Here is a 16199-nt window from a genome sequence, read left to right on the forward strand (position 1 = left end):
GCATTCAGCATTCTCGGGAGCGTTTCAATCGGCTGCAGCGCGTGTCGGATGACGCGGATTACGCGCCCGTGCGAATGCGGCTCTCGTTTTCCGCACATTTACGGGAGAGTTCGCGTGAGCCTGTTGAAAATCGCAGTCGAGCCGGCGCTGATTGGCGCCTTCCTCACCACGCACGAACAGGTCGACGTATTCCAGACCGATTTCACGAATATCGCGGCAATCGTCGTCGGAATCGATTCGGCGCAACAGGTGCTTGAAACCGTCGAAAGAACCGGATTCGCGATTCCGTTCTTCGTCGCGGTCGAGCCCGACCAGGAAGTGCCGCCGTCGATCCTGCCGAACGCGAGCGGCGTGATCCAGCTCCGCCACGGCGGACGCCACTACTACGGCCGGCAGATCTCCGCCGCCGCCGACATCTACAGCGAGAACCTGCTGCCGCCGTTCTTCAAGGTGATGCGCGAATACGTGCAGCGCGGCTATGTCGAATTCGACTGCCCCGGCCACCAGGGCGGCCAGTTCTTCTCGAGCCACCCGCTCGGCCGGATGTTCTTCGACTTCTTCGGCGAGACGATCTTTCGCGCCGACCTCTGCAACGCCGATGTCCGGCTCGGCGACCTGCTGATCCATGAAGGCCCCGCGCTGGAAGCGCAGCGCAATGCCGCGCGGATCTACAACGCGGACAAGACGTACTTCGTGCTGAACGGCACGTCGACGTCGAACAAGGTCGTCACCAGCGCGCTGCTCGCGCCCGACGATCTCGTGCTGTTCGACCGCAATAACCACAAGTCGGTACACCTCGGCGCGCTCGTGCTGTCGGGCGCGCGGCCGGTCTACCTCGAGACCGCACGCAACGCGTGGGGCCTCATCGGCGGCGTCGACAGCGCGGCACTCGACGAAACGCGCATTCGCGACGCGATTCGCGACGTCGCACCGGAGCGCGCCGGCCTGCCGCGCCCGTTCCGGCTCGCGGTGATCCAGCTTGGCACCTACGACGGCACGATCTACAACGCGCGCGAGATCGTCGACCGGATCGGGCACCTGTGCGACTACATCCTGTTCGATTCGGCGTGGGTCGGCTACGAGCAGTTCATCCCGATGATGCAGGACTGCTCGCCGCTGATGCTCACGCTCGGCCCCGACGATCCCGGCATCTTCGTCACGCAGTCGGTGCACAAGCAGCAGGCCGGCTTCTCGCAGACGTCGCAGATCCACAAGAAGGACAGCCACCTCGAAGGCCAGAAACGCTTCTGCGATCACCGGCGCTTCAACAACGCGTACATGATCCATGCGTCGACGAGCCCGTTCTACCCGATGTTCGCCGCGCTCGACGTCAACGCGCAGATGCATGCGGGCCCGGCCGGCAAGCGCCTGTGGCGCGACTGCGTCGTGCACGGCGTCGATGCGCGCAAGCTGCTGCTGAAGACCTGCCGCCAGATCCGTCCGTTCGTTCCGCAGCACGTCGACGGCCGCCCGTGGGCCGACTACCCGACCGAGCAGATCGTCGACGACCTGCGCTTCTTCCGCTTCCATCCGGCCGACACGTGGCACGGCTTCGAAGGCTATGCGGACGACCAGTATTTCGTCGACCCGTGCAAGCTGCTGCTGACGACGCCCGGCATCGATCGCGACACACACGAGTACGCGGCGTTCGGCGCACCGGCGCCGATCCTGGCGCGCTACCTGCGCGAGCACGGCGTCGTGCCCGAGAAGGCCGACCTGTACACGATCCTGTTCCTGCTCACGCCTTCCGAAAATTTCGGCAAGCTGCAGCATCTGGTCGCGCATCTCGCGCAGTTCGAACGCCATCTCGACCAGGACACGCCGCTGCGCGAAGCGATTCCGTCGCTGTGCGAAGCGTATCCGGAGCTGTACGGCAACATGCGCCTGCGGCAGCTGTGCCAGCGGATGCACGACTTCTACCGCAGCCACGACATGAAGCATCTGCAGAAGCTGATGTTCCGGCGTGCGCAGTTCCCGAAGCAGGTGATGCTGCCGCAAGCCGCGAACGCCGAGCTGATCCGCAACAACGTCGAGCTCGTCACGCTCGATCGCATCGAAGGCCGGATCGCGACGGAAGGTGCGCTGCCGTATCCGCCCGGCATCTTCTGCGTGGTGCCCGGCGAAGCATGGGGCGGCCCGGCGCTCGACTACTTCCGCGCGCTCGAAGCCGGGATCAACGCGTTGCCGGGCTTCGAGCCGGAAATCCAGGGCGTCTATCTGCAAACGCGGCCGGACGGCACGAAGCAGGCTTCGGCGTACGTGGTGGCAACCGGCGCCGACGCGTCACGCGCGTAACGGCGGCCTGGCGGGCGGCCACGCGCCGCTCGCGGCCCTGAGCGCATCGCGGGAGATGACAGGCGGCGCGACGCGCCCGCCCGCCGCGTCACCACGCCTGCCGGTAGATCTCCAGCGCGTCGGCCTCCGTCACCTCGCGCGGATTGTTCACGAGCAGGCGCGTCTGCAGCATCGCATCCGACGCCATCCTCGGCAGGTCGCCTTCCCCGATGCCGACCTCGCGCAGCGTGCGCGGAATGCCCGTCGCGACGATCAGCCGGTCGATCTCGGCGATCAGCGCGTGCGTGCGCGCTTCATCGCTGCCCGTCGCCGACGGTGCGACGATCGCCGCGAGTTCCGCATACAGCGGCGTGGCGGCCGGCGCGTTGAAACGCAGCACGTGCGGCAGCACGAGCGCATTCGACAACCCGTGCGGCACATGGAAGATCCCGCCGACCGGATAGGCCAGCGCGTGCACGGCCGCGACCGGTGCATTCGCGAACGCCTGCCCCGCGAACATCGCGCCGACCAGCATCGCCTCGCGCGCGTGGCGGTTCTGGCCGTCGTCGCACGCCGTGAGCAGGTTGCGCGACAGCAGCGTCAGCGCGTGCACGGCCAGCATGTCGGATACCGGGTTCTTCAGCCGCGCGGACGTGTAGGCCTCGATCGCATGCACCATCGCGTCGATGCCCGTCGCGGCCGTGGCCGCACGCGGCAGGCCGAGCGTCAGTTCGGCGTCGAGGATCGCGACGTCCGCGAACAGGTGCGGCGACACGACGCCCATCTTGCGCGCCTCGCCGACCGTGACGATCGACACGGCCGTGACTTCGGAGCCGGTGCCGGCCGTCGTCGGCATCTGCACGAGCGGCAGCCGCGCGCTCGTGACCTTGTCGACGCCGTACATGTCGGCCAGCGCCTGCTGCCCCGGCGCAAGCACCGCGATCAGCTTCGCGACGTCCATCGACGATCCGCCGCCCAGGCCGAGCACGATCTCGGCATCGGCCGCGACGGCCCGTTCGGTCGCTTCCAGCACCACGTGTTCGGGCGGATCGGCGATCACGTCGTCGATCACGGTCACTTGCCAGCCGTGCTCGGCAAGGCTCTCCAGCGCGGGCGCGAGCACGCCGCTGCGATGCAGGAACGCGTCGGTGACGACACATAGCCGCACGAGCGCCGGAAAGCGTTCGCGCAACAATGCACCGAGCCGGCGCGCGGCGCCGAATTCGACGACCTGCGTCGGAACGGTACGGAATTGGAACGGGTTCATCGGGTGCCTCCCGGTGGCATCGCCGTGCCAGTGCCCGGCTGCACCATGTAGCTGGACACTTCGCGGCGATCGAGCAACGGAATGATCGCGCCGAACCCGATCCGCTGGAAATGCGGCGTTTCCCGATGCACGTCGAGGCCGTCCGCGTCGCGGTAGCGTTCGAGGATCACGATGTGGTCGGGGTCCTCCGGCGACCGGAAATACGCGTAGTCGAGATTCTTCGGCTCGGCGCGCGTCAGGGGCGCGAGCTCCGCGAGCAATTCGACCACGCGGTCGCCGTTGCCGGGCTTGGCGTGGAAATGCGCGATGACCTGCAGGTAAGGTTCGTTCATGTTGCGCTCCGTGTTCGACTGGGGGCCGTCACGACGACGGGACAAAATTCCACCATGCGCTGTCGCTAGTCGACACCGCGACTGCACCGTGCCGCCTTGCGCTGCGCACGTCGTCCGCGTTGCCGACGAAGCCCGACGCGACGATCGGCGGCAACGCCTGCCGGTCGGCTTCGCTCAGGTGCGCGAGCATCGGCGCCGGCATCAGCTGCACGAGGTTCGGATCGCTCTGCTCGATCGCCTTTACGCTGCGCGGCCAGGTCGAGCGGTCGGTCACGAATACCTTCTGCATCGTGATCAGCCCTGCGCGGTTCGCACGCTGGATCGTCGCGACGCGCGTGGAGACGAGGCTCGCGACGCCGATATCGGCCAGATATTCGACGCCGCCCTTGTCTTGCGACAGCCCGTCGCAACTGTCGATGTTGACGATCACGAACTTGCCGGCCCGGGCGAGCGCTACGACCACTGCCTGCAGCCGGCGCAGATCGACGTTCGCGACGATGCCGACCTCGGCCGCGCTATCGATGAAGCTGTCCGCCTGCTCGACGCCATACAGCGTGGCGATGACGGGATGACGGGCGAGACGCGCGCCCAGCGACTTGTCCATGACGTTTACCGGTCGACTCGCGGGCCGGTCTCGTCGCCGAGGCCGAGCTTGCCGGGGTTGAGAACATGTTTCGGATCGAGCGCCCGCTTCACCGTCTGCAGCACCGGGAATGCCGAGCCAAGCGAATCGCGCATGTACGGCGAACGCAGCAGCCCGACGCCGTGGTGATGACTCAACGTCGCATTGTATTGGATCAGCACCGCGTTCGCCGCGTCCCACGCCGCGCGGTACCACGCGGCCCGCTCGGCCACCGCGACATCGCCGCGCAACGAGAAATACAGGCACGCGCCGTCCGCGTAGGCATGCGACTGGTGTGCGGATCCGGCCAGCGTTCCGGGCACGGCCTGCAGCGCGGCCACCACGTCGCGATAGATCGCCGCGAGGTCGCGCCAGCGGCCGCACATCTCCAGCGTGTCGGCGACGAAGCCCGGGCTGCGCTTGAAGCCTTCCGCGCTCTTGCCGGTCAGGTAGCGCGTGTCGAGCCACTTCTCGAAGATCGCGTCGCCGTCGAGCCTGCGTCCGCTTTCCTCACAAGTGCGCGCGCTGATCGCCATCACCGCGTCGACGATCTCCTGCGTGCCTTCGTCGGCGATCAACAGCACGTTCGTATCGGGCAGGCCGAACTGCACGCCGCTTTCCAGTTCGTCGTAGAGCCGCAGCGCGGCCGGGTTCGCGCCGCGCTGCAGGATCTCGCGGCACGCGTCGAGGCCGGCTGCGAACGTGTCGAAGCCGTACGCGATTGCGTGGCCGTAGTCGGGCAGCCGATGCAGCTTCAGGCGCGCACGCACGATGATGCCGAGCGTGCCTTCGCTGCCGATGAACAGTTGCTGCAGATCCGGGCCGACCGCCGCGCGTGAATGGCCGCCGAGCGTGACCAGGCTGCCGTCCGCGAGTACCACGTCCATCCCGAACACCATGTCCTCGATCTTCCCGTAGCGCGTCGACAGCTGCCCCGCGCCGCGGCACGCGATCCAGCCGCCCACCGTGCTGATCCCGAACGACGACGGCCAGTGCCCCATCGTCAGCCCGTGTTCGCGCTGCAGCGTTTCCTCGAACACGTCGCCGAACATCCCCGCCTCGACGTCGACGATCTGGCTTTCGGCGTCGACGCCGATCAGCCGGTTCAGCCCGCACACATCGAGCACGATGCCGCCGCGCACGGGCAGCGCCGCGCCCGTCACGTTGCTGCGGCCGGCCGACGCCGTCACCGGAATCGTCGCCGCATGCGCGATGCGCATCACGGCCTGCACCTGCTCGACCGTCGACACGCGCACGACAACCGCGTGCGGCGTTGCCGGCCGGCCATCCGTCTCGGCGACCATCGACGCGGCCCACCAGTCGCGCGTCCACGCGATGACGTCGGCCGGCTTCGCCAGCACCTCGTCGGCCACCGCGCGCAGCGCGTCGACCTGTTGCTGCGACACCGTGACCGGGGCGCGCTGCATGCCGGCCTCCACCGGCGCGCTGCCTGCCGCCGGCAGGTTCAGCGAGTAAGGCGGCGGCGTGTGCGCGCCGACGACGTAGTTGCCACGGTTATAGCCGCGCTTGATGGCTTCCTTGCTGATCATCCGTTATCTCCCATGAGGATGGATTTTTCGAGGGCGACGGCGGCGACGTAGTCGCGCACCTGGCTGGCGACGGCCGCATCGGACAGGCCGAGCTCCGCCTTGAGGATTTCTCCGACGCGCGGTGCCGCGCGCGCCGACGCATCGCGCGCCATCAGCCGCGCGCGGGTGCGCCGCGACAGCACGTCGTCGACGCTGCGCGCGAATTCGTGACGCACCGCGTAGAGCACTTCCGCTTCGCTGTACGGCAACCCTTCGACGATCGGCGCGAGCAGTGACGGCGCCGCATCGGCGAGGTCGCCGACGAAGCGCGCCTCGGTGCCGTAGCGTTCGCCGAGATGCGCGGCGAGCCCACCCGAGGCGACGATCGCCTGCGGGTCATAGCCGGCCGCGCCGAGCAGGTACGCCGATTTCGTGCGGCAACGCGTGCGGCGGCCGAGCAGCTTGCCGACCGTATCGATCGTCTGCTCGGCCATGTGCCGCGACGTCGTCAGCTTGCCGCCGACGATCGTCACGAGCCCGTCGGGCGCGACGTGGATCTCGTGATTGCGCTTCATCTCGATCGTCTTGCCGCCGGGCGGCCCGACGAGCGGCCGGCAGCCGGCGATGCTGCCTACCACGTCGTCCGGATTCAGGTCGACTTTCAACGCGGAACGCGCGCCTTCGAGCAGGAAATCGAGTTCCTGCCGCGTGCAATGCACGTCGTCGAGATCGCCGTCGTAGTCTTCGTCGGTCGTGCCGAGATACGACACGTTGCCCCAGCGCGTGATCGTCGCGCGGCGGTTTCGGCCCGGCACGGGGATCGTCACCGTGCAGTCGTTGCGGATCTTCAGCCACGGGATCGCGACGTGCACGCCCTTCGCCGGCCGCACCTGCAACGCGGCCGTGTCGCCCTTGCGCGCGCCGGTCCAGTCGCGCAGCCAGACGCCCGTCGCCATCACGACCACGCGCGCACGCACGCGCCGCTCGCGGCCGTCGGCATGCACGATCGCACCATCGACCTTGCCGTGGCCATCGCGCGTCAGCTCGACCACGCGTGCATGGTTCGCCACGGTCGCACCGTGAAACGCGGCCGTGCGCACGAGGTTCAGCGTCAGGCGCGCATCGTCGACGCGCGCATCGAAGTACAGGAAGCCGCCGGTCAGGTACGTTTCGTTGAAGGTCGGGCAATGCGACAGGACCTCGGCCTTCGTCAGCTTCTGGTGCAGGATGCCCTCGCGCCAGCCGCCGGCGATGTCGTAGGTCCACAGCAGGCTTTCGAAGGCTTTCGCGAGACGCGCGTCGAACACGCCTTCGCGCTCCATCACCGGGAACAGGAACGGCAGCCGCTGCACGAGATGGCGGGCGTTGCGCCGCAGCCGCTGCCGCTCGAGCAGCGAATGACGCACGAGCCCGAGATTGCCCTGTTCGATGTAGCGCAGCCCGCCGTGCACCATCTTCGACGATTTCGACGACGTGCCCGATGCGAAATCGCTCTTCTCGACGAGCGCGACGCGCAGCCCGCGCAGGCTCGCGTCGAACGCCGCATACGCGCCCGTCACGCCGCCCCCGACGATCAGCACGTCGAACGTGTCCGTCTCGAGTCGCGCCAGGTGCTCGGCGCGGTTCGCGCGCAGCGGCTCGGTGCCCGTCATGCCGGCCCGGTCCGTCTGGGGTTTTCTGGATGGCAAAAGCATCATGCTGGTCGTTCTCCGTGCTCACGCATGAGTGAAATCGGCTGCGTGCGCGAGCTCGGATGCGATCCGCGCATGCCAGGCCGCGCGCCGGCGCTGCCGGCTGTCCGCATCGATCGAGGGTTCGAAAACGGCGTCGGTGACGAGCGTCGCGCGGGCCGCGTCGAGCGAATCCCACAGCAGCCCCGACGCACCCACGAGAAACGCCGCGCCGCGCAGGCTCGCGCGATCGCCTTCGCGCATCCGGCGCACGGGTACACCGCTCACGTCGGCCTGGATCTGCAGCAGCGTGTCACTGCCCGCGAGGCCGCCGCCGACGATCAGCTCCGAGACGTCGGCCCGCGCGACGGCCTGGTTGGCCTCCATGCACGACGCGACCGAATGCGCGATGCCCTCGAGCACTGCGTACGCCACCTCGGCCTGCGTCGTCGCGATCGAGATGCCCGACAGCAGCGCACGCGCGTTCGGCTCCATCCGCGGCACGCGCAGGCCGGTGAGCGCCGGCACGAACGTCACGCCGCGTGCCGATTGCACCGTGCCTGCCAGCGCGCTGATCTGCGCGGGATCGTCGAACCAGCGCAGTTTTTCGCAGACCCAGCGCAACGCCGAACCGGTCGTCGCGACGAAGGTTTCGAGCGAGTAATGCGACACGCCGCCATGCCGCCGCGCGGTCATCGCCAGCGTGCTGTCGTGCGCGTGACCGGGTTGTGCGTGCGATCCGGCGTCGGGACGCGCCGTGCCGGTCAGCAAGTCGACGAAGCTGCCGGTGCCGTGCACGCACATCGCCTGGCCGCGCTCGACGCAGCCGAGACCGACGGCGCCCGCGAACTGGTCGCCCGCACACGCGAGGATCGGCACGTCGATACCGAGCATGTCTTCGCGCGTACGGCCGAACGCGTCGGCATCCTCGCGCAGCGCGGGCAACAACGCGTGCGGAAAGCCCAGCGCGTCGAGCCACGATTCGAAATAGTGATGCTCGCCGAGCAGGTACGCGCTGGCGGAGGTTGCGTTGGTCGGTGTCGTCACGCACTCGCGCGCATCCGACAGATGCCAAAGCAGCCACGTATCGATCGTGCCGAACGCGAGACGGCCGGCGCGATGCGCATCGGCAACGGCCTGCGACGCACGCATCTGGTGCACGGCCCACAGATACGGCGAACGCACGCCTGCCGGCCGGCCGACCTGCGGTACGAGCACGCGATCCCAGTCGGCCGCGAGACGGTCGAGCTCGGCGGCATGACGCGTGTCCTGCCAGACCATCGCGGGCACGAGCGCGCGCCCGGTCCGCGTATCCCACAGCACGGCCGTCGCGCGCTGCGTCGCGAGCGCCAGCGCGACGACGCGTACGCCCAGTCGCTGCGCATGCGCGAGCGTGGCGCGGCAGACCGCGAGCGTCTTGTCGAGGATGGCATTCGCATCCTGTTCAACGACGCCCGGCCGCGGGCTGTCGACCGACAGCGGCAGGTATTCAAGGCACGACACGTGTCCACTCGCGTCGACAAGCGCGGCACGTGTGCCGGACGTGCCTTCGTCGATGGCGAGAATGACGTTTCGGGAATCGGTCATCGCGGCGTTTTCTCGATGGCGGGGTTCAGGTAGGCCGACGTGACGCGTGCATCGTCGCCGAAGTGCGGCGCGTCGGGTTCGTTGTCGGGATTGATCGCCGTGCGCGTCGGATCCCAGCGAATCGCAAAGCAGATCGCACTCGCGACGCACGGCACGATCGCCAGGATCAGGAACGTATGTTCGAGGCCGTAGCGCACACGAAACAGCGGGAAGACCAGCAGGCCGAGCGCCGCGCCGATCGAGCCGAGCGCGCCGACGATGCCGTTCGCGCCCGCGCGCAGCTCGCCTCGAAACGACAGCGACGACAGGCTCTTGCCGTTCGCGCCGGGGCCGGCGGAGTGGAACAGGATGAACAGCGACGGCACGACCACCGACAGCCACAGCGGCATGCGCGCATGGAACAGCCCGAGCACGACCAGCATCGCGCAGACCGCCGCGAAGCCGATCGCGGACGCGCGGCGCAGGCCGACACGGCGGCCGACCGTCGACGACGAAAAGCCGCCGACGATCCCGAACAGGTTGAACACGAGCGCACCGAGCGTCGCGTAGACGAAGTCCTTGCCGAACAGCGCGGCACTGATCAGCGGCAAATACCAGCCGATCGCGAAATACTCGATCGATTGACCGATCTGGACGGTCGCGGCCAGGATCGTGCGTGGCAGGTAGACACCGCGAAAGATCAGCAGCACGTTCGCGAGGCCGCGCGTCGCCGGATTGACGATCGGCGTGCGTTCATGCGCGGGCGCCGCAACGAATGCCTGACCGTAGATGCGCGTCATCGCGCGGGCCGCGTCGTCGAGACGCTCCTTGCGTGCGAGCCAGATCGGGCTTTCGACGAGGAATGCGCATTGCAGCGCGAGGATCGCGACGCCGAACACCGCGGTGGCCGCCACCGAGTAACGCCAGATCGAATCGCCGACCTGCCATGCGTGAAACAGCAGCGCGAGCAGCAGGTTCAGGCAGACGGCCGTGTACCACATGCCTTGCCACGTATTGAGCCGGCTCTTCAGGCTGCCCGGCGTGAATTCCGCGAGCATCGCCATCGCGATCGCGAAGTCGATCCCGTACGCCATCCCGACGAAGAAGCGCCCGGCGAGAATCGTGTTGAAATCCGGTGCGAATACCACCAGCAGCGCACCGATCACCGACAGCAGCTTCGCGGCGATCAGTGGCCGCACGCGCCCCCACCGGTCGGCCATCCAGCCGCCGATCGGGTTGAACGCGATCGCGACCCACGACGCAAACGACGTCATCCACGCGACCTGCGCGGCCGACAGATGCAACTCGTGCGTCATCGGCCCGAGGCCGGCGCTCAATGCCGAGTTGGAAAATGCGTCGAGAAACAGCCCGCCGAGCGACAGCCACCAGACGAGTCCCGCCCTGCCCGCGATACCGGGGCGCGTGTCGAGAAAGGAGATGACGTCTTCAATGCCATGAAGCTTGACCGCGATCGTTTGCACAATCGGCCTCCGTATATTTGTTCTGTAAGAGGCTCGACATTGCAGATGCGATCGACGCATGGAGAGACCATCTTACAGATAGTCTCTTATCTAGATCTGCCGGGGCAATTTACGGCGCCGGACGCGGGTATGTCAAGCGCATCCGGTTGTGCGACGCAGCGAGTGTCGTTGCGCACGCAACCATATCGGTAGTTTCCCGGGGACGGTGAATCCGCTCGTGGCGGCCGCGCCGTCCGGCGTCAGTTCGTGGTCACCACGGCACCGTCCTCCCCAGATAGTCGAGATACTCGAGCCCCGGGCGTACCCGCTTGGCGATCAGCACGTCGACGAGACTCGGCACGCTTTCCTCGATCGTCAGGCGCGCATCCGGCCCACCGAGTTCCGTGCGAACCCAGCCCGGCGCCATCAGCACCATCGCACGCCGCGTATCGGCCTGACGCGCCGCGAAGCTGCGCATGAACTGATTCAGCGCGGCCTTGCTGCCGCGATAGACCTCGCGCATCCCGCTGACGTTGTTCGCGACGCTGCCCTGCCCCGACGACATCGCGCCGATCAGGCCATCCTCGGTCACGAGATCCTGCAGCGTCTCGATCACACGCATCGGCGCCAGCGCATTCGTGATCATCACACGCACGAACTCGTCGGTCGTCACTTCGCCGATCGTTTCGGTGGGGTCGTTCGTCGTGCCCGCATTCACGAACAGCATGTCGAAGCACCGGCCCGACAGCCGCTCGCGCAGCGCGGCCAGTTGGGCCGGCTCGCAGATGTCGAGCGTCTCGATGTCGAGCCGGCCGTCGAACCGGTCGGCGAGATCGTGCAGCTTCGTGCGCCCCGATCCTGCGCGCACGGTGCCCGTTACGTGCCAGCCTTTGTCCAGGAACGTCTCGGCCATCGCGAGCCCGAGGCCGCGTGACGCCGCGACGAGCAGAATCGTGGGCCCATTCGCGTTCGATACCGTTGATTGCATGGTTTCCGCCTTTGCCGGGTTTCGTCATGCACCCACTATAGGTGCGCATCAAGACAGGCGCCAGACGCACCCGATTCAACTCATAGTTGCATCCAACGCCATGTCAAATTGCACGGAGGCGTATCCTGTCGCCATGGAAGACATCGACCTGAACCTCGTCACCGCGCTCGACGTGCTGCTGTCGGAAGGTAGCGTGACCGGCGCCGCGCGCCGGCTTGGCCTGAGCACATCGGCAATGAGCCGCACGCTCACGCGATTGCGGATGGCCACCGGCGATCCGTTGCTCGTGCGCGCCGGACGCAAGCTCGTGCCGACGCCGCACGCCGCCGCGTTGCGCGATCGCGTGCATGCGATCGCCAGCGACGCGCGCGCGGTGCTGCGACCGGCGACGGCCGACGTGGACATCGCGACGCACGCATCCACGTTCACCCTCCGCGCGGCCGCCTCGTTCATGGAAATGCTGTCCGGCCCGGTGGTCGCCGCACTCGGCGAAATCGCGCCGCATGTGCGCATCCGCTTCGTCCCGAAGCCCGACCGCGATCCGCAGGCGTTGCGCGACGGCGCCGTCGATCTGGAAATCGGCAAACGCGGCGACGATGCCCCCGAGTTGCACACCCGCATGCTGTTTCACGACTGGCACGTCGCGGTGGCACGCGCCGGGCACCCGCTGTTCGCATCGGGCAGGATCACACCCGCGCGCTATGCGGCCTGCCGTCACGTGATCGCGTCGCAGCTCGGTGATTTCGGCGGGCCGGCTGACGACTCGACCGACAAGGCCGGCCCGGGCCACACCGTCCAGGTCGTCGTACCGGGCTACCCCGATGCGATGCGCGTCGCGGCCAGCACCGACCTGATCGCGCTCGTGCCGCGCTCGAGCCTCGGCAACGCGTTCTCGCCGGGGCTCACGGAGGCCCTCGGGCTGCGCAGCTTCGAGATCCCGGCGCGCCTGCCCGAAATCCTCGTGTCCGCACTGTGGCATCCGCGCATGCACGGCGACCCCGTGCATCGCCGCCTGCGCGATGCGGTCATCGCCGTCTGCCAGCGCGCGTATCCGGATGCCCGCGCGCCGCACCCGTCGGCACGCCGCGCCGGCCCGCGCGCGGCAGGCTGACACGCGGCTCAGACCAGCCGCCCGCCGCCGTCGATGTGCAGGATCTCGCCGTTCATGAAGCCGTTGCCCAGCAGGAACGCGATCGCTTCCCCCACTTCATCGGCGCGCCCGACACGGCCGCCGGGCAATGCCGCCGCCGCGCCCGCGAGGATCGCATCGCGCGCTTCCGGATCAAACGCGTCGTACAGCGGCGTCTCGACGAAGCCCGGCGCAACGACGTTCACGCGAATCGGCTTCAGCTCCAGTGCGAGCGACTGCGCCAGCGCCTCGACGCCGCGCACGGCGGCGGCAATGACGGACACGCCCTGCGCGGCCGGACGATCCGACAATTGCCCGCCGGTCAGCACGATCGAGCCGGTCGCGGGCATCAGCGGCAACGCAGCGCGGATCGCGTAGACCGGCCCGGCGATACGCTCCTGCAGCGCGGCGAGCAGGTGATCGGGATCGGTCTCGTTCAGCTTGCCGGCAATGAACCGGCCGGCCGTGACGACCAGGTGATCGACACGCGTGATCGTGTCGAATACGGCCTGCACGGCATGGCGGTCCGCGATGTCGGCCACCGCGACGCGCGCGCCGCCGATCGCCTGCGCGGCAGATTCGAGTTTCGCGCGGGTCCGGCCGACCAGCGTGACACTGGCGCCTTTCGCCTTCGCGGCGGCCGCGGCCTCGAGTCCGATGCCGGAACTCCCGCCGAATACCACGACGTGCGCACCATCCAGTGCCGAAGGTTGCGTTGCCTGGTTCATGTCGACTCCTCATCAGGGATTGAAGGTTCGCGAACGTTAGGTCATTCTCCATTGCGCAGGAACGTGGGAGACTTGAATAAGGTTCATGCCATAAGGGAATAAGATGGATTCGCTGCGATCCATGCGCGTGTTCGTCCGCGCCATCGAGCTCGGCAATTTCTCGGCGGTCGCGCGCGAGGAAGGCACCGGCCAACCGACGATCAGCAAGATCGTCGCCGCGTTCGAGAAGGAACTGGGCGTTCGCCTGCTCGAACGCTCGACCACGAGCCTCGCGCCCACCGACGAAGGCCGCCGGTTCTACGATCGCTGCAAGCGCGTGATCGACGAATACGCGAGCGCGGTGGCCGAGGTGCGCGGGCAAACGGTGCGGCCGGTCGGCAAGCTGGTCGTCAATGCGCCGCTGGGGCTGGGCGAGCTGAGGCTGAACGCGCTCGTGCTCGAATTCCTCGCCGCGTGGCCGGAGATCGAGGTCGAGCTCCAATTGACCGACCGCGTGATCGACCTGGTCGAAGAAGGCGTCGACGTCGCCATTCGCCTCGGCCAGCTGCTGCCGCCGGATGCCGTGGCGCGCCACATCGCGTCGTCACCGCGCCTGCTGGTCGCCACGCCGGCGTACGTGGCACAGGCACCGAAGCTCCGCCGGCCGGACGACCTCGCGAAGCATGAATATGTCGGCTACGCGCGCGCGGACATCGGCAACGAACTGGTCTTCGCGCGCGGCGACGAGCAGGTCGTCGTGACGGTGCGCGGCCGGTATCGCGTGAACAGCTCGATGGCGCTGCGGGACTGCTTTCTTGCCGGAAACGCGGTGGGCAGCGGGCCCGCGTGGCTCGTTCAGGACCTGATCGACAGCGGGCAGCTCGTCCGGTTGCTGCCGAAGTGGGACATGGTGCCGCCGCATGCGCTGCACCTCGTCTATGCGTCGCGCCGGTATCTGCCGCTGCGGACCCGCACGTTCCTGCAGTTCATGGCGCGGCGGATTCCCGAACTGCCCGGGTTCCATGCGACCCCTGCCCCGACTGCCACGCCGACCGCGCCCGCGTCGCGGCAGCCCCGCTGACCGACGGTCGCCGCGGCCGCGGCCGGCCCGGACACCGATCCGCCACCGTTTTCCCGATCCGCCGAATCCCCGCTATCGCAGCGGCGCCGGCGGGCCGTTCGGCTAAAATGCCGCACTTTCCACCTTGTCCGGCCCGCTCGCCATGCAACCCGCCTCCCCCGCCCAACCCGCCGCCCACGGCGCCGACGCCGCAGATTCGGCCCGCGACCTCGTCTACGGCCCGAACGACCGGCCGGCGCCGATGGTCGCCTTCGTCGCCGCGCTGCAGCACCTGCTGGCGATCATCGTGCCGATCGTCACGCCCGGCCTGCTGATCTGCCAGGCGCTTGGCGTGTCCAGCCGCGATACGACCCTGATCGTGTCGATGTCGCTGGTGATTTCCGGCATCGCCACCTTCGTCCAGTGCAAGCGCTTCGGCCCGCTCGGCGCCGGCCTGCTGATCGTCCAGGGCACGAGCTTCAACTTCGTCGGCCCGCTGATCGCCGGCGGCAGCCTGATGGTCAAGCAAGGCACGCCGGTCGAGACCGTGATGGCCGCGATCTTCGGCGTCGTGATTGCCGGGTCGTTCGTCGAGATGGGCGTGTCGCGCATCCTGCCGTTCGTGAAGCGCCTGATCACGCCGCTCGTCACCGGCATCGTCGTGCTGCTGATCGGCCTCACGCTGATCAAGGTCGGCCTCATCAGCATGGGCGGCGGCTTTGGCGCGATGGCCAAGGGCACCTTCGCGAGCGCGGAGAACCTGACCTTGTCCGGCCTCGTGCTCGGCACGATCATCCTGCTGAACCGCGTGCCGATCGTGTGGGTGCGCAGCACCGCGCTCGTCATCGCGCTCGTGATCGGCTATCTCGCGGCTGCGTTCCTCGGCCGCCTCGACTTCACCGGCATGCACCAGGCCGCGCTGTTCCAGGTTCCGACGCCACTGCACTTCGGCATCGGCTTCTCGTGGTCGCTGTTCGTGCCGATGCTGATCATCTACCTCGTCACATCGCTCGAAGCGATCGGCGACGTCACGGCCACCAGCAAGATCTCGAACGAGCCGGTCGAAGGCCCGGTGTGGATGCAGCGGATCAAGGGCGGCGTGCTCGTCAACGGCGCGAACTCGCTGCTGGCCGGCGTGTTCAACACGTTCCCGAGCTCGGTGTTCGCGCAGAACAACGGTGTGATCCAGATCACCGGCGTCGCGAGCCGCTACGTCGGCATCTGGATCGCGGGGATGCTCGTGGTGCTCGGCCTGTTCCCGGTCGTCGCCGGCGTGCTGCAGGCCGTGCCGGAGCCCGTGCTCGGCGGCGCGGCGATGGTGATGTTCGGCGCGGTGGCCGCATCGGGCATCAACATCCTCGCGGGCGTTCATCTCGATCGTCGCGCACTGCTGATCATCGCGGTGTCGCTCGCGCTCGGCCTCGGCGTGTCGCAAGTGCCGGACATCCTCAACAGCCTGCCGCACGCGTTGAAGAACGTGCTGGAATCGGGCGTGGCAACGGGCGGGATCTGCGCGCTCGTGATGAACTGGTTCCTGCCGGAAAAGAAGTAACGGCGCGACGCCTTACCGGCTCCGCCTCAAGCCGCGCTCCCGG

General features: G+C 68.0%; 13 protein-coding genes. 4 read left to right on the plus strand and 9 right to left on the minus strand.

Going from position 1 to position 16199, the window contains the following annotated elements:
* The first annotated feature begins 114 nt into the window (after positions 1 to 114).
* A complete protein-coding gene (locus CFB82_RS28105; RefSeq protein WP_089486162.1) occupies positions 115 to 2295 on the plus strand; it encodes an ornithine decarboxylase in 2181 nt (726 codons plus the stop codon).
* An 88-nt stretch (positions 2296 to 2383) separates the two neighbouring features.
* Here CFB82_RS28105 and CFB82_RS28110 read toward each other — a convergent pair whose 3' ends face one another.
* From CFB82_RS28110 to CFB82_RS28145, 8 genes are all read right to left on the minus strand, one after another.
* The gene (locus CFB82_RS28110; protein WP_089486163.1) at positions 2384 to 3541 is read right to left on the minus strand and encodes an iron-containing alcohol dehydrogenase; all 1158 of its coding nucleotides are present in this window, start codon (positions 3539 to 3541) and stop codon (positions 2384 to 2386) included.
* The gene (locus CFB82_RS28115) at positions 3538 to 3873 is read right to left on the minus strand and encodes a putative quinol monooxygenase (protein WP_089486164.1); all 336 of its coding nucleotides are present in this window, start codon (positions 3871 to 3873) and stop codon (positions 3538 to 3540) included. The genes CFB82_RS28110 and CFB82_RS28115 overlap by 4 nt, the downstream gene beginning before the upstream one ends.
* A 28-nt stretch (positions 3874 to 3901) precedes the next feature.
* A complete protein-coding gene (locus tag CFB82_RS28120) occupies positions 3902 to 4477 on the minus strand; it encodes a glycerol-3-phosphate responsive antiterminator (protein WP_089486165.1) in 576 nt (191 codons plus the stop codon).
* Between the two features lie 5 nt (positions 4478 to 4482).
* Entirely contained in the window at positions 4483 to 6045 is a 1563-nt protein-coding gene (locus CFB82_RS28125; protein WP_089486166.1) for an FAD-binding oxidoreductase, read from the minus strand.
* Positions 6042 to 7721: a glycerol-3-phosphate dehydrogenase/oxidase gene (locus CFB82_RS28130; RefSeq protein WP_089486167.1), complete on the minus strand. Its 1680-nt coding sequence runs from the start codon at positions 7719 to 7721 to the stop codon at positions 6042 to 6044. Before CFB82_RS28130 ends, CFB82_RS28125 begins: the two co-directional genes overlap by 4 nt.
* 18 nt (positions 7722 to 7739) lie before the next feature.
* Positions 7740 to 9281 (minus strand): FGGY family carbohydrate kinase, encoded by a 1542-nt coding sequence (locus tag CFB82_RS28135; RefSeq protein ID WP_089486168.1) that lies wholly within the window; start codon positions 9279 to 9281, stop codon positions 7740 to 7742.
* Positions 9278 to 10741, minus strand: coding sequence for an MFS transporter (locus CFB82_RS28140; RefSeq protein ID WP_089486169.1), 1464 nt, complete (start codon positions 10739 to 10741; stop codon positions 9278 to 9280). Before CFB82_RS28140 ends, CFB82_RS28135 begins: the two co-directional genes overlap by 4 nt.
* A 250-nt stretch (positions 10742 to 10991) precedes the next feature.
* A complete protein-coding gene (locus tag CFB82_RS28145; protein WP_089486170.1) occupies positions 10992 to 11708 on the minus strand; it encodes an SDR family oxidoreductase in 717 nt (238 codons plus the stop codon).
* A gap of 133 nt (positions 11709 to 11841) precedes the next feature.
* Here CFB82_RS28145 and CFB82_RS28150 point away from each other — a divergent pair, with 133 nt between their 5' ends.
* Positions 11842 to 12819, plus strand: a complete 978-nt coding sequence (locus CFB82_RS28150; protein WP_089486171.1) for a LysR family transcriptional regulator — start codon at positions 11842 to 11844, stop codon at positions 12817 to 12819.
* Between the two features lie 8 nt (positions 12820 to 12827).
* Here the strand turns inward: CFB82_RS28150 and CFB82_RS28155 are convergent, their stop codons facing one another.
* Complete coding sequence (locus CFB82_RS28155) at positions 12828 to 13565, minus strand: SDR family oxidoreductase (protein WP_089486172.1); 738 nt, start codon at positions 13563 to 13565, stop codon at positions 12828 to 12830.
* Between the two features lie 103 nt (positions 13566 to 13668).
* On the opposite strand from CFB82_RS28155, the gene CFB82_RS28160 reads away from it, so the two are divergent.
* Entirely contained in the window at positions 13669 to 14625 is a 957-nt protein-coding gene (locus tag CFB82_RS28160; RefSeq protein ID WP_089486173.1) for a LysR family transcriptional regulator, read from the plus strand.
* A gap of 142 nt (positions 14626 to 14767) precedes the next feature.
* A complete protein-coding gene (locus tag CFB82_RS28165) occupies positions 14768 to 16156 on the plus strand; it encodes a nucleobase:cation symporter-2 family protein (RefSeq protein ID WP_069251178.1) in 1389 nt (462 codons plus the stop codon).
* The last annotated feature ends 43 nt before the right edge of the window (positions 16157 to 16199 follow it).

The organism is Burkholderia sp. HI2714 (assembly GCF_002223085.1).
Lineage (GTDB): Bacteria > Pseudomonadota > Gammaproteobacteria > Burkholderiales > Burkholderiaceae > Burkholderia > Burkholderia lata_D.

Bases quoted from the DNA above. Each gene is read 5' to 3' on its own strand.
- CFB82_RS28110 (WP_089486163.1), bottom strand. From the start codon at position 3,541: ATGAACCCGTTCCAATTCCGTACCGTTCCGACGCAGGTCGTCGAATTC.
- CFB82_RS28115 (WP_089486164.1), bottom strand. From the start codon at position 3,873: ATGAACGAACCTTACCTGCAGGTCATCGCGCATTTCCACGCCAAGCCC.
- CFB82_RS28120 (WP_089486165.1), bottom strand. From the start codon at position 4,477: ATGGACAAGTCGCTGGGCGCGCGTCTCGCCCGTCATCCCGTCATCGCC.
- CFB82_RS28125 (WP_089486166.1), bottom strand. From the start codon at position 6,045: ATGATCAGCAAGGAAGCCATCAAGCGCGGCTATAACCGTGGCAACTAC.
- CFB82_RS28130 (WP_089486167.1), bottom strand. From the start codon at position 7,721: ATGATGCTTTTGCCATCCAGAAAACCCCAGACGGACCGGGCCGGCATG.
- CFB82_RS28135 (WP_089486168.1), bottom strand. From the start codon at position 9,281: ATGACCGATTCCCGAAACGTCATTCTCGCCATCGACGAAGGCACGTCC.
- CFB82_RS28145 (WP_089486170.1), bottom strand. From the start codon at position 11,708: ATGCAATCAACGGTATCGAACGCGAATGGGCCCACGATTCTGCTCGTC.
- CFB82_RS28150 (WP_089486171.1), top strand. From the start codon at position 11,842: ATGGAAGACATCGACCTGAACCTCGTCACCGCGCTCGACGTGCTGCTG.
- CFB82_RS28155 (WP_089486172.1), bottom strand. From the start codon at position 13,565: ATGAACCAGGCAACGCAACCTTCGGCACTGGATGGTGCGCACGTCGTG.
- CFB82_RS28160 (WP_089486173.1), top strand. From the start codon at position 13,669: ATGGATTCGCTGCGATCCATGCGCGTGTTCGTCCGCGCCATCGAGCTC.
- CFB82_RS28165 (WP_069251178.1), top strand. From the start codon at position 14,768: ATGCAACCCGCCTCCCCCGCCCAACCCGCCGCCCACGGCGCCGACGCC.